Source organism: Variovorax sp. Soil_C_33 (assembly GCF_057656935.1).
In genome coordinates, this window is the sequence record NZ_JBDGJK010000003.1 from 237,916 (window position 1) to 252,349 (window position 14,434).

At 68.6% G+C, this 14,434-nt stretch carries 11 protein-coding genes and 1 other RNA gene; 5 read left to right on the forward strand and 7 right to left on the reverse strand.

Translation table 11 applies throughout. The annotated features are described in order from the left end of the window. Window positions 1–6: 6 nt before the first annotated feature. On the reverse strand, window positions 7–339 hold the full coding sequence (locus tag AC3A6B_RS06520; protein ID WP_012747441.1) for a YbaB/EbfC family nucleoid-associated protein: 333 nt from the start codon (window positions 337–339) through the stop codon (window positions 7–9). Window positions 340–379: 40 nt separating this feature from the next. Next, window positions 380–2,164, reverse strand: a complete 1,785-nt coding sequence (gene dnaX / locus AC3A6B_RS06525) for a DNA polymerase III subunit gamma/tau (RefSeq protein ID WP_487835939.1) — start codon at window positions 2,162–2,164, stop codon at window positions 380–382. Window positions 2,165–2,278: 114 nt separating this feature from the next. On the opposite strand from dnaX, the gene AC3A6B_RS06530 reads away from it, so the two are divergent. Further along, complete coding sequence (locus tag AC3A6B_RS06530) at window positions 2,279–3,397, forward strand: M12 family metallopeptidase (RefSeq protein WP_487835940.1); 1,119 nt, start codon at window positions 2,279–2,281, stop codon at window positions 3,395–3,397. Between the two features lie 38 nt (window positions 3,398–3,435). Further along, window positions 3,436–3,532: signal recognition particle sRNA small type (gene ffs / locus AC3A6B_RS06535), an RNA gene on the forward strand. Between the two features lie 28 nt (window positions 3,533–3,560). On the opposite strand, the gene AC3A6B_RS06540 is transcribed toward ffs, so the two are convergent. Genes AC3A6B_RS06540 through AC3A6B_RS06555 form a run of 4 tightly spaced genes read right to left on the reverse strand, consistent with a single transcriptional unit; the run spans window position 3,561 to window position 10,959 of the window. After that, entirely contained in the window at window positions 3,561–3,887 is a 327-nt protein-coding gene (locus tag AC3A6B_RS06540) for a hypothetical protein (RefSeq protein ID WP_487835941.1), read from the reverse strand. A 15-nt stretch (window positions 3,888–3,902) separates the two neighbouring features. Next, on the reverse strand, window positions 3,903–5,165 hold the full coding sequence (locus AC3A6B_RS06545; protein WP_487835942.1) for a TIGR03862 family flavoprotein: 1,263 nt from the start codon (window positions 5,163–5,165) through the stop codon (window positions 3,903–3,905). After that, a complete protein-coding gene (locus AC3A6B_RS06550) occupies window positions 5,162–8,413 on the reverse strand; it encodes a UvrD-helicase domain-containing protein (protein WP_487835943.1) in 3,252 nt (1,083 codons plus the stop codon). The genes AC3A6B_RS06545 and AC3A6B_RS06550 overlap by 4 nt, the downstream gene beginning before the upstream one ends. Continuing rightward, the gene (locus tag AC3A6B_RS06555; RefSeq protein WP_487835944.1) at window positions 8,410–10,959 is read right to left on the reverse strand and encodes a PD-(D/E)XK nuclease family protein; all 2,550 of its coding nucleotides are present in this window, start codon (window positions 10,957–10,959) and stop codon (window positions 8,410–8,412) included. The genes AC3A6B_RS06550 and AC3A6B_RS06555 overlap by 4 nt, the downstream gene beginning before the upstream one ends. 129 nt (window positions 10,960–11,088) lie before the next feature. Here AC3A6B_RS06555 and trxA point away from each other — a divergent pair, with 129 nt between their 5' ends. Both trxA and rho read left to right on the forward strand, forming a co-directional pair. After that, entirely contained in the window at window positions 11,089–11,421 is a 333-nt protein-coding gene (gene trxA, locus AC3A6B_RS06560) for a thioredoxin TrxA (protein ID WP_093108875.1), read from the forward strand. A 186-nt stretch (window positions 11,422–11,607) separates the two neighbouring features. Continuing rightward, window positions 11,608–12,873 carry a transcription termination factor Rho gene (gene rho, locus AC3A6B_RS06565; RefSeq protein WP_093108876.1) on the forward strand — a complete coding sequence of 422 codons (1,266 nt, stop codon included), beginning with the start codon at window positions 11,608–11,610 and terminating at the stop codon, window positions 12,871–12,873. Window positions 12,874–12,879: 6 nt separating this feature from the next. Here rho and AC3A6B_RS06570 read toward each other — a convergent pair whose 3' ends face one another. After that, on the reverse strand, window positions 12,880–13,941 hold the full coding sequence (locus AC3A6B_RS06570) for an oxidoreductase (RefSeq protein WP_487835945.1): 1,062 nt from the start codon (window positions 13,939–13,941) through the stop codon (window positions 12,880–12,882). A gap of 148 nt (window positions 13,942–14,089) precedes the next feature. Here AC3A6B_RS06570 and AC3A6B_RS06575 point away from each other — a divergent pair, with 148 nt between their 5' ends. Next, on the forward strand, window positions 14,090–14,356 hold the full coding sequence (locus AC3A6B_RS06575; RefSeq protein ID WP_093108878.1) for a type B 50S ribosomal protein L31: 267 nt from the start codon (window positions 14,090–14,092) through the stop codon (window positions 14,354–14,356). Window positions 14,357–14,434: the final 78 nt, after the last annotated feature.

Here is a 14,434-nt window from a genome sequence, read left to right on the forward strand (position 1 = left end):
TCAGTCCTAGAAGGGAAGCTTCATGCCCGGCGGCAGGCCCGGCATGCCGGCGGTCAGCTTGCCCATCTTCTGCTCGCTGGTTTCCTCGGCCTTGCGCACCGCGGCGTTGAAGGCTGCGGCCACCAGGTCTTCGAGCATGTCCTTGTCGTCGGCCAGCAGGCTCGGATCGATGGTGATGCGCTTGACGTCGTGCTTGCAGGTCATCACGACCTTTACCAGCCCGGCGCCCGACTCGCCCTCGACCTCGATGGTGGCCAGCTCTTCCTGCGCCTTCTTGAGGTTGTCCTGCATTGCCTGCGCCTGCTTCATGAGGCCGGCCAGTTGTCCTTTGTTGAACATCGTTGGTCCTGTCGATCGTTGGAGAAAAAGAAGAAAAGATTCAGGCCGGCTTGAGCGTGCCCGGGACGATTCTCGCGTCCCAGTCGCGCATCATCGACTGAATCTCGGGGTCGTTGCGGATCGCTTCCTCGGCCACGCGCTGGCGCTCGTCGGCCGCCTGCTTGTTGCGGCGCGCGGGACTGTCTGCCACGGCGCCGATCTCGATCGCGATTTTCACGCCGTGGCCCAGCGCCGCGAGCGCGGCCTGCAGCTTCTCCCGACTGCTCGTCTGGTTCAGCGATTCGCGCTCGACGCGCAGCAGCCACTGGTCGACATCGCGCGCCACCAGCTGCGACTGCAGCGCGAGTTCGCGCGCGAGCGCGGTGATCGCCTCGGCCGCAACCATCTGCGTCACGGTCGCATGCCAGAAGTCGCCCTCTTCGCTGGGCACGATCGGCGTCGATTCGCTCTCGCGCGGCGCTTCGCGTGCGCCGGGGGGCGGCTGCACGCGCACCGGCATGGCCATGACCTTCGCGGCGGGCGCCGGATCGGCAGTTGCCGGCGGCCTCGCGGCAGCCGTTGCAGCGAGCGAGGGTTCGTCCCGCACCGGCAGCCGCTGGCCGGGCGGCGCGACAGGGCCGGCAGTCGCCACGACCGCGGTCACTGCGGGGCGCGTCGCCTCGACGGCCGCGGCGCGCGGCGCTTCATTCAGAGTTTTTTTTTCCGCGCCGGCGGCGCCGGTGGGCTTGAAGGCCAGGAGGCGCAGCAGGACCATCGTGAGCGCGGCGTACTCATCGGGCGCCAGGCCCAGTTCGCCGCGGCCGTGCAGGCAGAGGCTGTAGAGCAGCTGCGTTTCGTCGGCCGGCATCGATGCCGCCAGGCGCGCGGTCTCGGCCGCGTCGGGATCCGCCGCATCGCTGCTTTCTGCGCGCGAGGGCACGGCCTGCAGCACAGCCATGGTCTGCAGCACCGCGGTCATTTCTTCGAGGGTGGAGGCAGCCGACATGCCGTCGCGGCGCAGGCCTTCGGCGGTGTCGACCACCGTCTTGCCGTCCCCCTGCGCCAACGCCTCGATCAGGCGGAACACGTGGCCGCGGTCGACGCTGCCGAGCATCTGGCGCACGCCGCCTTCCGTCAGCTCCCCGTTGCCGTAAGCGATGGCCTGGTCGGTCAGCGAAAGCGCGTCGCGCATCGAGCCGCGGGCAGCGCGCGCGATCAGGCGCAGCGCATGCGGTTCGGCCGGCACGGTTTCGGTCTGCAGCACGCGCGTAAGGTGCTCGAGCACCGTTTCGGGCGCCATCGGCCGCAGGTTGAACTGCAGGCAGCGCGACAGTACGGTGACCGGCACTTTCTGCGGATCGGTAGTGGCCAACACGAACTTGAGGTATTCCGGTGGCTCTTCGAGTGTTTTCAGCATCGCGTTGAACGCGTGGCCGGTGAGCATGTGCACCTCGTCGATCATGAAGACCTTGAAGCGTCCCTGCACCGGCTTGTAGACCGCCTGCTCCAACAGGGCCTGGACCTCGTCGACGCCGCGGTTGGAGGCCGCATCGAGCTCGGTGTAGTCGACGAAGCGGCCGGTGTCGATGTCCTTGCAAGCCTGGCACACGCCGCACGGCTTGGCGGTGATGCCGCCCTGCCCGTCCGGGCCCTGGCAGTTGAGCGACTTGGCCAGGATGCGCGAAACGGTGGTCTTGCCGACGCCGCGGGTGCCGGTGAACAAATAGGCGTGATGCAGCCGCTGCGAGGTCAGCGCGTTCTCGAGCGCCTGTACGACATGCTCCTGGCCCACCATCTCGCTGAAAGTCTTGGGGCGGTGTTTGCGAGCGAGCACGAGATAGGCCATCGACGCATTTTAGGGGCCTGCCGCAGGCCCCCATCCGAGTCGACATAGGCCTTTTTACTTATAGATTTTCGCGGTTCCGCGCATAGCATGGGACGGCCTTTCGAGGAGACCGACATGTCTACTGCGACCCACAGGGCCGCGCGCATTGCCGCGGCCAGGAAAGCACAGTCCGGCGATGCCGGGGCGCGCCGCTACTGCGTCCAGCCGGTGCAGACGCCGCGGCAGTTCGACAGCAGCGTCTCTGCGGGGCGGGCCTCCGCCATCCTGGCGTCGAGCAAGAAATGGGTGAATGGCACGCAGCTGACCTACTACTGCTTCAAACGCGGCGACGCGGTGCCGGCCGCGTGGCAGGGCAGCAACGAGGACGCGGGTGTGGTCGAGGAGTCCTTCGAGGCCTGGGCCAAGCTCGGCATCGGCATCGCCTTCCGGCGCGTCGAGGCCGCGGAAGACGCGATCGTGCGCATCGGCTTCGATGCGCAGGACGGTTCCTGGTCCTACGTCGGGCGCGACGTACTCGGCATTCGCGATCCGCTGCAGCGCACGATGAATTTCGGCTGGCCGCTCACCACGCCCTACGGCCAGGACACGGCGCTGCACGAGATCGGCCACACGCTCGGCCTCGAGCACGAGCACCAGAACCCCCATGCCGGCATCACCTGGAACCGGCAGGCGGTGATCGACTATTTCCAGGGGCCGCCCAACTTCTGGGAAGAGTCGCAGATCGAGTGGAACATCCTGCGCAAGATCCCGCAGGCCGAGGTCAAGGGCACGACCTGGGACCCGGACTCGGTCATGGAATACCAGTTCGAGCCCGGGCTCATCGATGCGCCCGCGGAATACCAGGCCGGGCTCGTGCCCAAGGGCGGCTTGTCCTACGCCGACAAGGCCTGGGTGGTGGAGACCTACCCCGGCGTCAGGGCCCCGGCGATGTCGACGCTCAAGGTCGGGCTGTCGCAGCTGCTCAAGCTCAAGGCCGGCGAAACCCGCAACTTCGAATTCATACCGGCGCGCACGCGCACCTACAGCATCGGCACCTTCGGCACCTCCGACACCGTGCTGGTGCTGTTCGAGGTCACGCCGGCCGGCAACGTGCAGATCGCCGGCAACGACGACAGCGGCACCGACCTCAATGCGCGCGTCAGCATGCGCCTGCAGAAGGGCCGCCACTACCTGGTCGGCGTGCGTCTCTTCTACGCCGATGCAGCGCTCGAGACCTCGCTGATGGTTTGGTAATTCATGAGGGTAAGGGGCCTGGCCTACAATCCCCGGTTGACGGGCCTCCCCGCATGGTGAAGTGGCCAACCGGGTCAGGTGGGGAACCAAGCAGCCCTAACTGCGTAGTCAGTGCCGGGGGTAAGGCTCGTCAACCTCACATCCAAGGAAACCGCCCCGACCCTCAGGTGGCGGTTTCCGCCTGTGCGAGCTTGGCAAGCAGCGTGTCGGCGAGCGCCACCGTCTTGTGCTCCATGTTCGCGACGTGATAGCAGCCCAGCGCGCGCCCCTCGTAGCTGAGGGCCGCAATCGGGAAGTGGTGACCCAGCGCGGTCGCCGCATCGTGCAGGCATTCCGCGATCGACCGCAGGCCCTGCCGGGCATAACGCTTGTCGGACTTGCCGATGCTCACGCTGTAGTTGAAGTATCTGTCTCTTATCTTCTGGATGTCGACCTGCGGGTACATGTTCTTTTTGTCAGGCTCAAGGAGCGTGGCATTGTCCGCGGCCATGCAAACAAATGCACGTCAACCGGAAGTATTCAGTTTCGCATTCCGGTCCGACATCACGCCGCGCGCCGCCGCCACACCGCTGGCCATCGAGGCAGTGAGCAGGTAGCCGCCGGTCGGTGCTTCCCAGTCGAGCATCTCGCCCGCGAAGAACACGCCCGGCAGCGCGAGGCTCATCAGGTGGGCATCGAGCGCCTCGAAGCGCACGCCGCCGGCCGTGCTGATCGCCTCATCGATCGGCCTCGGAGCAAGCAAGCGAAGCGGCACCGCCTTGATCGTCTCGGCGAGCTTCTCTGGCGCATGCATTTGCTCGCGGGTGAGCACTTCATGCAGCACGCCGGTCTTGATGCCTTCGAGGCCCAGCCGGCTCTTCAGATGGCTGGCGAGCGAACGCGCGCCGCGCGGATGCAGCACGGCGGCACGCACCTGCTCGACGCTGCGATCGGGCAGCAGATCGAGCAGCAAGGTGGCGCTGCCCTGGGCTGCGATCTCGTCGCGCAGCAGCGCCGAAGCCGCGTAGATCAGGCTGCCTTCGACGCCGGTGGCGGTCGCGACGAATTCACCCTTGCGCGCAAAGCGGCGGCCGCGGGAGTCCATGAATGCGATGGCGACCGACTTGAACGGCAGGCCGGCAAAGCGTTCGGCGAAATGCGCGGACCAGACGGCATCGAAGCCGCAATTGGCCGGCGCAAGCGGCGCCACCGCCACGCCGCGCTCGCTGAGCCAGGGCACCCAGGCGCCGTCGGAGCCGAGCCGCGACCAGCTGGCGCCGCCGAGCGCCAGCACCACGGCATCGGCCTGTGCCTCGATCTCGCCGGCCGGCGTCGCGAAGCGCAGCGCCGTCGACGGCGACGCCGCATCGGGCCAGCCCAGCCAGCGATGGCGCATGTGGAAACGCACGCCGGCCGCGCGCAGGCGATGCATCCACGCGCGCAGCAGGGGCGCGGCCTTCATGTCGGCGGGAAACACGCGCCCCGAGGTGCCGACGAAGGTTTCGATGCCGAGCCCATGGACCCATTCGCGCAGTTGATCGGGGCCGAAGGCGCGCAACAGCGGCGCGATCTGCGCGCCGCGCTCGCCGAAGCGGCCTTCAAAGCTGGCCAGAGGCTCGGAGTGCGTGAGGTTCAGGCCGCCGCGCCCCGCGAGCAGGAACTTGCGCCCGACCGAGGGCATGGCGTCGTAGAGATGCACTTCCACGCCCCGCGCGCTCAGCACTTCAGCCGCCATCAGCCCGGCCGGACCGCCGCCGACCACGGCGACCTTCATTTCTTTTTTCGTCATTCGAGGGTCACCAATTCGCCCTGTCCCGTGAGGAAGGCCGCACGCACCGTCTCGCCGGGGTAGGCGCCCTGCACCGCTGCGCGGTAGCGCTGCAGCTGCGCGATCAGCGCGGCATCGTGCTCAGGGCGGGCGGCGGATTTGTAGTCCAGCACCCACCAGGCGCCGCTTTCGCGATGCCGCACCAAGCGATCGATGCGCAGCGTCTGCCCCTCGTGGATCAGCGTGACTTCGTTGCCGTGCCAGTCGAGCGCCGCGGCATCCCATGCCCAGGCACCGGCACCCGAACGAATGCGATGCGCCAACGCAGCCGCGGCGCGCGCCCCGGCGGCGTCGAGCCCGAACTCGCGGCCCGCGGCGTGCACGTGCGCCGGCGGCAGCGGCGCGCCGGGCAGGGACCATTCGAGCAAGCGGTGCATGGCCTGGCCGAAGGCCGAGGCGCGCGTGTCGGCCGCCGGCACCCTGCGCTCGACGGACGGCCTGAGCTGGGGCACGGCGGGCGGCGCAGGCAGCGTCAGCATGCCGAAGGTTGCCGGCGCCCGCGGGGCGGCGATGGGCACCGCGCCCGCCACATCGACAATCGGCTCGCAACGTGCCTCCAGGCGCACCCACCAGCTCCGGTCATTCGGCCGCGCGGCGGTCGCGGCCGACAGCACGAGCTCGGTTCTTGCGCGCGTGGTCGCCACGTACAGCGCGTTGATCTCCTCCCGGTGCCTGGCGGCCTGCTCTTCGGCAAGGTCGTCCACGGTGCAGGCCGGCGGATTCCTTTCGCTCGCGACGAACACGAAGCGCTCGGGCGCCGCCGCATGGCCCGGCCATTTCACCAGCACGCCCATGGTCTGCGCACGCTGGGCCTCCGCGTCGGTGTCGAGCAGCATCACGAGCTCGGCTTCGAGTCCCTTGGCACCATGGACCGTGAGGAGTTGCACCGCATCGACTGCGGCGATCGACGGGGCGCGCAGGCCGCCGGCGCGCAGCGCGCGCACCAGCGCATAGGGCGTTGCGAAACGCGCGCCATCGAGTTCTAGCGATGCGGCCACCAGACCGCGCAGGTTGCTCAGCACGCCGGCACGCAGCGCGGCGGGCGCCGCGGCCGCGAACCTGGCGAGCACGTCGGCGTCGTGGTAGATCGCGCTCAGCGCATCGTGCGGCGGCAGCGCGGCCAGCCATTGCTGCCATTGCCGCAGGCGCGGGCCGATGCCGGCCAGCGCCTCGGGCAGATCGGGCGCCTGGAGCAGCTCGAACCAGCTCGCGGGCCGGGCGCGCTGGCGCAGCGCCAGCTGCACCAGGGCATCGTCTTCGATGCTCCACAGCGGCGACTTCAGCGCACGAGCGAGCGAGAGGTCGTGGTCCGGAGAGACCAGCGCATCGAGCAGCGCCACCATGTCCTGCACCTCGGGCGCGTCGTTGAGCTCATTCTTCTCGGGCTGCTGGACCGCGATGTGCAGCTTGCGCAGTTCGTCCTGCAGCACGGCCAGCCGGCTGCGGCGGCGCGCCAGCACCATGATGCTGCTGGGTGCAAGCCCGCCCGCGATGCGCTCGGCAATCCAGCGGGCCGCCTGCTGGCATTCCTTCTGCAGCAGCCGTTCTTCGGGCAGCACGCGCGGGATGGTGAGGCTGTCGCGCCACTGCAGCGCGCCATGCTCGTCGAGGCCGTTGCCCTCGTCGGCGGAAGCCACAGCGTCCCGCGCGATCGGCGGCAGCTTGCGCACCTGGCCGTACACGCGCGATTCGGTCGTATGGTCGCGGAAGCCGCCGAACTCGCCGGCCTGCTGCGCATCGCCCATCACCGCGTTGACGAGGCCGACCACGGCCTGCGCATTGCGGTGCGTGTGGTCGCAGTTGAGGAGGTCGCCGCCGAGCCCTTGCTGGACGAACTGCTTGGCCGCAATGAACACCTGCGGCTCGGCGCGGCGAAAGCGATAGATGCTCTGCTTCGGATCGCCGACGATGAACACGCCCGGGCGGCGCCCGCCGGCGCCCGCATAGCTGCCGAGCCAGCCATGGAGCGCCTGCCATTGCAGCGGGTTGGTGTCCTGGAACTCGTCGACCAGCAGATGCCGCACGCGCGCATCGAGCCTCTCCTGCACCCAGCCCCACAGTTCCGAGTTGCCGAGCAGCAGATGGGCGGCCTGCTCGACATCGTTCATGTCGACCCAGCCGTGCGCGGCCTTGACCTCGGCAAAGCAGCGGATCAAGAGCCGCGTCAGCCGCGCCATGCGCTGCTGGTGCAGCCAGGCGGCGTGCTGCGCCTGCGCGGCGCAATACTGCAGCGCGCGCTCCTGCGCCGCGCGCACGTCCGCCAGGCCTGCGAGCTTTTCGCTGAACTTGCGCGGTTCGCCCTTCTGGGTGAGCAGGGCCTCGAGCACGCCTGCAGCGCGGCCCTCGGTCAGCGCCTGCTCGAGCTCGATGCCCTTCTGCGAAAAGGTCGGCGCGCCCGCCCGGCCCAGTGCGCGCGCCGCGGCGGCGAGGGCGCCGCGAAAGGCCGGGTCGCAGAGCAGGACCTCGTCGGGCGAATCGGCGCTCTCGAACGCCGGATACATCACGCCCATCGGCACCACCGCCTCGTCGACCGCGTGATGCGCATCGGCCAACGCGAATTCGACGCGCCGAGTCAGCGCGTCGTCCAGCGCCTTTGCGGTCTGCGAACGGCCATGCGTCGCGACCAGCGCGCGGTAGTCGGCGCCGGCCTCGGCGTTCGCCGCCACGGCCGAGAAGAAGGGGCGCCAGACGCGCGCGCGCGCCTCGGCATCGTCTTCGAGCAACTGGTAGTTGGCCGGCAGCCGGAGCCGCTCGAGCACTGCCACCGGGGCGCTGCGCAGCAGGCCGGCGAACCAGGCATGGAAGGTGCGGAACTGCACCGGCCGGCCGCTCGACAACAGCTCGCGATAGAGCCCCTGCAGCCGCGGTGCACGGGCTTCGGCGGCCGAACGGTCCATGCCCCGCATCACGAGCTCGGGCACGAGTTGTTCCAGCGGGCGGCCGGCAAAGGCTTCCAGCCATTGGTCCAGCCGCTCGCGCATTTCGCCGGCCGCCTTCTTGGTGAAGGTGATCGCGAGGATCTCGTGCGGAGCGCAGGCGCCCTCGCCTTCTTCGAGCAAGGCGCGCAGGATGCGCGACACCAGCATCCAGGTCTTGCCGGCACCCGCGCAGGCCTCCACCGCCACCGAGCGGCGCGGGTCGCAGGCGATGGCATAGAAACGTTCGCGCGCGACGGGGGCGCCGTTGTGCTCGTAGGCGGCCACGCTCATTCCGCCAGCTCCCAGAAGTCCTTGCGGCACAGGCCGCGGGCGGCGCAGTATTCGCAAACAGTGCCTTCGCCGAGTGCCGGCAGTGCAGCGCCGCGGCCGATGCGTGCGAGGTCGTCCATCACGCCGTCCACCAGCGCATCGCGCGCGGCGATTACGTCGGTCTGCTCGACGGTGCGCGTGCCGGAGGCTTTTTCGCCGACGTTGACGTAGGCGGCACGCAGGCTGTCGTCGGGGAAGAGCGCGGCATAGAAGGCGAGCTGCGTGTCTTCGGTCGGGTCCTTGACGCGATCCTTCGTCTTGTCGACGGACTCGGTCTTGTAGTCGATCACGAAGGCCCGGCCGTCGGACGTGGCATCGACGCGGTCGAGACGGCCGACCAGTTTCACGCTGCCCAGCGGAAGCTCCTTCCACGGCTCGGCCTCGACGAACACGGCGCCTTCGCCGGCCTCGTGCCCGGCCAGCCATTCGAGGTAGCCGTCGCGCACCGCGGGCCAGGCCGCGGCGAAAGGAAGGAACTCGGCCTCCGAGAGCCCGAATTCGCGCGTCGCCTCCCGCTCTGCGGCAGCCATCAGCGACAGCCGCGCCGGCAGCGCCGCGGAGGGCGCTTCCTTCAGGGCCTCGTGGAAGTTGCCCAGCACCGCGTGCAGCCAGTTGCCGAAGTCGCGCTTGTCAACTTCCGCATCGAGTTCGTCGCTGCTGCGCAGGCCGAGCTGGCGCAGCGCGAAGAAGCGGTATGGACAGCGGCGCAGGTCCTCGTAAGCCGTCGACGACAGCGTGACGGGCACGAGTGCATCGCCGTGCGGCTGCGGCCGCGGCGTCGGCCGCGCGGCCACCTGCACCGGCGTGCGCGGGTCGGCGGCGTCGGCCGCCGAATGGTCGAGATGCAGCATCTGCACGAGCGCGCTGGGGCGCACGGGTTCGCCGCTGGAATCGAACTGGCGCCACAGCAGGTCGCAATGCGGCGCACGCAACGCGATGGCCCACGCGGCGCGCTGGGCGGCCTCCAGCGCTTCGCGCGAAGGCAGCGCGAGCGCGAGGCGCTGCGCCGGGTTCCAGTCGCCCGGCGGCTCGGGCGACGCGGGCAGGCGCTGGTCGTCGCAGCCGGGCACCACGACGGCGCCGAAGGCGCGCCCCAGCAACTGGTGCAGCGGCAGGATGACAACCTGCGGCGAATCCGCGTCGGAAGGCAGGCGCACGCTGGCTGCTTCGAGCACGTCGCGCACCCAGGCAGTGAACTCTGCGAGGGTGCAGCGTGCACCGCGAATCTCCCCTTCTTCGGCATCCAGATAGAGCGCCGCGATGACTTCGATGCCGACCACATCGCCGTGCAGCGCGGGCCATTGTCCGCCGGCATCGAGCAGCGCGCGCGTGGAGGCGAGCCATTCGGCAAGCGGCCGGGCGCGGGCCAGCGTCGCACGCTGCGCTTCGACGTCGTTGGTGAAGGGCAGCAGGCCCAGGTCCTGCGGCTTCTCGCTCGCCGCAACGAAGGCGCACCAGCTGTGCCAGTCGCGCATGCCGCGATCGCGCAGACGCGCCTCCAGCGCCCGGACCGCGCGGCCGTCGAGGGCGCTCGCGCTCTTGAGCCAGTCGAGCACCTGGTCGCTGGATGCATCATGGGCACAGGCGCGCAGCGCGCTCATGAGGGTGGCAGCCGCCCGCGTGGTCGAGAGTTTCCAGCCGGTCTCGTCGTGCGGCATCACGCCCTGAGCGGCCAGTTGGGCACTGATCCGGCGCGTGAGCGCACGGTCGGTGGCCGCCAGCGCCACCGGCGCGCGGCCCTCGGCCAGGTGACGCAGTACGCAGGCCGCGGCACGCTGGGCTTCATCTTCGGGATCGGCCGCGGGATGCAGGGCCGCGGTGCATGCGGGCGCATCCAGCGTCGCGAGCTGCAAGCGCAGCACACGTTCGCCGAACAGCGCCGCGAGCTTGTTCGCGAGCGGATCGCTTTGCAGGCCATCGAGCACGATCAACTGGTCGACCTGGTCCAGCGGGCCGCCGCCGAGCAGCACGTCGGTCGCATAGCCGGAGCTGGCAGCCCAGGCGAGCGCGATGCCGTTCAGCGCGCTCTCGAGGTCGAACCACTCCGAGCCTTTGCCTGCATCGATGGCGCCGCGCACGCGCTGGGCCCAGGCCGCGCGTTCGTCCGGATGCTCGGCCGCGGCCAGCGGCGCGAGCTGCAGCACGATCTCGACCAGCCGGCCCGCCAGCGCGATGCGCGATGCCGCAAAGCCCGCGCGCGACAGCAGCGACTGCGCGGTGAGCAGGTCGCGCGCCATGTCGAAGGCGATGTCGTCCACGCCGGGCACGAAGCCGCCGGCGCTGCGCGCCCAGTTGCGCGTGGTCTCGAAGCGCGGTGCGAATCCCGGCGTGCCGCAGGCGGCCCACATGGCGCGCGCCACCTGCATCAGCTGCGCATAGGGCACCAGCACCACGGTACGCGCAGCATGCAGTCCGCGCTCGGCCAGCGCGCGCGAGATCCGGCCGACGAGGCCATGGGCCGGGTCGCACCAAAGCGCATGCGCGGGGTGGCGCTCAGAGGACTGCATCGGAAGTGGGTGTAGGGCTTTGGCTATCGATGCCATAGCGTCCGCGCCGACCACGCCGGCGCTTGGTTTCTGTCACAATGACCCGCACTTTAGCTGCACTGAAACTCTCCGCGCAGAAGGACACACACCATGGCCAGCGAACTCATCAAACACATCTCCGACTCTTCTTTCGAAGCCGACGTGCTCAAGTCCGGCAAGCCCGTGCTGGTGGACTACTGGGCCGAATGGTGCGGTCCCTGCAAGATGATCGCGCCCATCCTCGACGAGGTCTCCAACACCTACGAAGGCAAGCTGCAGATCGCCAAGATGAACGTGGACGAGAACCGCGACATCCCCGCCAAGTTCGGCATCCGCGGCATCCCCACGCTGATGCTGTTCAAGGACGGCCAGCTGGCCGCGACCAAGGTCGGCGCGATGAGCAAGGCCCAGCTCACCGCTTTCATCGATCAGCAGCTCGCCTGAGCGTCGATTCCCGGCTGCCTGCGCGCAATGCGCCGGCAGCCTCGTTTTTCCTGTCATAATCCTCGCAGATCGCCGGCCCTTCCAGGCACCCGGTTCGAGTTCCCCGGTTTGTGAGGCATCTCTCGCCTCTCCCCAAACCTCCCCCCTGGTTCTTTCCGACAAGATTTCCCCGCACGGGGTCATTCCATGCACTTAAACGAACTCAAGGCACTCCACGTGTCTGAAGTCCTCAAGCAGGCCGAAGCGCTTGAGATCGAAAACGTCGGCCGCATGCGCAAGCAGGAGCTGATGTTCGCGATCATCAAGAAGCGCGCGAAGGCCGGCGAACAGGTTTTCGCCGACGGCGTGCTCGAGATCCTGCCCGACGGCTTCGGCTTTCTGCGCAGCCCCGACACCAGCTTCACGGCCAGCACCGACGACATCTACATCTCGCCGAGCCAGGTGCGCCGCTTCAACCTGCACACCGGCGACATGATCGAAGGCGAGGTGCGCACGCCCAAGGACGGCGAGCGCTACTTCGCGCTGACCAAGCTCGACAAGGTCAACGACGGCCTGCCCGAGCAGAACAAGCACAAGGTGATGTTCGAGAACCTCACGCCGCTGTTCCCCAAGGAACTGATGCGGCTCGAGCGCGACGGCTTCAAGGGCGAAGAGAACATCACCGGCCGCATCATCGACATCATCGCGCCGATCGGCAAAGGCCAGCGCGCCCTGCTCGTGGCGCCGCCCAAGAGCGGCAAGACGGTGATGATGCAGCACATCGCGCATGCGATCAGCGCCAACTACCCCGAGGTCCACATGATGGTGCTGCTCGTCGACGAGCGGCCCGAGGAAGTGACCGAGATGCAGCGCACCGTGAAGGGCGAGGTCATTGCCTCGACCTTCGACGAGCCCGCTGCGCGCCACGTGCACGTGGCCGAGATGGTGATCGAGCGCGCCAAGCGCCTGGTCGAACTCAAGAAAGACGTGGTGATCCTGCTGGACTCGATCACCCGCCTCGCCCGCGCCTACAACAACGTCGTGCCCTCGTCGGGCAAGGTGCTGACCGGCGGCGTGGACTCCAACGCGCTGCAGCGTCCCAAGCGCTTCCTCGGCGCCGCGCGCAACGTGGAAGAAGGCGGCTCGCTGACCATCATCGGCACGGCGCTGATCGACACCGGCAGCCGCATGGACGAAGTGATCTTCGAAGAGTTCAAGGGCACCGGAAACTCCGAAATCCACCTGGACCGCCGCCTCTACGAGAAGCGCGTGTTCCCCTCGATCCAGCTCAACCGCAGCGGCACGCGTCGCGAAGAACTGCTGCTGCCGCCCGAGATCCTGCAGAAGACCCGCATCCTGCGCCAGCTCATGTACAACATGGACGAGATCGAGGCGATGGAGCTCATGCTCAAGAACATGAAGGCGACCAAAACGAATGTCGAGTTCTTCGATATGATGCGTCGCGGCGGCTGATCCCCTTCAGCCCATCGCCAGGGCCCGCCCTTCGGCGGCGCTCCGGCGGCCCAGGTCGAGCAGTTCCATGAGTTCGACCGCCTGCTCCGGCGGCACCGGATTCGGCCCCAGGCCCAGGATCGCGTCGCGCACCGCGGCGTAGTAGGCGACATAGTTTCCAGGCAGCGTCGGCACCTTGCGCGTCACGGCACGGCCATCATCGGCCGGCACGGTGAGCTCGCCGTCGAGCGCATCGGCGCCCCACCCCTCGCCGCCCGGACGCCCGCCGATCCGCAAAGCGTCCTCCTGCGGATCCACCCCCTGCTTGACATAACTTCCGCGCGTGCCATGCACGATGTAGCGCGGCGCCGCATGGGCCGCCAGCGTGGTCGCGTGCAGCACGACGCGCAACGGCGCATGCGCGCCGCTCTCGTAGCGCAGCACCGCATGGAAATAGTCCTCGACCAGCGCCCGGTCGCGCAGCGCCGCGGTGTCGAGCTGCAGCGTATCGGGCCGGCCGAAGAGCTGGACCGCCTGGTCGACCAGGTGGGCGCCGAGGTCCACCCACAGGCCCGCTCCAGGCACCGGCTGTTCGCGCCAGCGCTCGCGCACCTGCGGCCGGAAGCGGTCGAAGTGCGACTCGAAGTAGACCGGCCGGCCCAACTCGCCGCCCGCAAGCAGCCCCTGCAGCGTCAGGAAGTCCGAATCGAAGCGGCGGTTCTGGTAGACGGACAGCAGGCGGCCCTTGCCCTGCGCCAATTCCGCCAGCTCGCGGGCCTGGGCCGCATCGAGCGTGAAGGGCTTGTCGACCACCACATGCTTGCCCGCGGCGAGCGCGTCCCTGGCCAGCGGGTGATGCTGCGCATTGGGCGCGGCGATCACGACCAGGTCGATGTCCGCGCGGCCCAGCAAGGCCGCCACATCGGGCACCACATCGACGCCGGGCCAGTCGGCATGCACCTTGTGCGGCTGTGAACTGGCCACCGCGCCCAGTTGCAGGCCCGCAACGGCCGAAAGGACCGGTGCATGAAAGGTCTGGCCGGCGAAGCCGAAGCCGACGAGGCCGGCGCGCAAGGGGCGTGAATTCATGGGAAAGAGGGTCTGGCACTATGGGCGCCCAGTATGCGATAATTGCGGGCTTCGCGAAAAGTGCAGCCGGCGCAGTGCCGGAAGAGTCCGCCACCGCAAGGTCGGTCAAGGACTCCATGTGGCTCTCGCATCGACCAAAGGAAAGATCATGAAAGAAGGCATTCACCCGAACTACCGCGAAGTTCTGTTCGTCGACCTGTCGAACGGCTTCGAGTTCGTGACCCGTTCGTGCGCGAACACCAAGGAAATGGGCAAGACCAAGGACGGTCGCGAATTGCCTCTCTTCAAGCTCGACACCTCGAGCGAGTCGCACCCCTTCTACACCGGCACGCAGAAGTCGGTCGACAACATGGGCGGCCGCGTCGAGAAGTTCCGCAACCGCTTCGGCAAGACCACCGGCGCCGCCTCCAAGTAAGGCAGGCACTTCCAGGTCGAGGGCAGCCCGGTTTACCGCGCTGCCCTTTTTCTTTCCTTCCAACCACCTCGCCTTCCT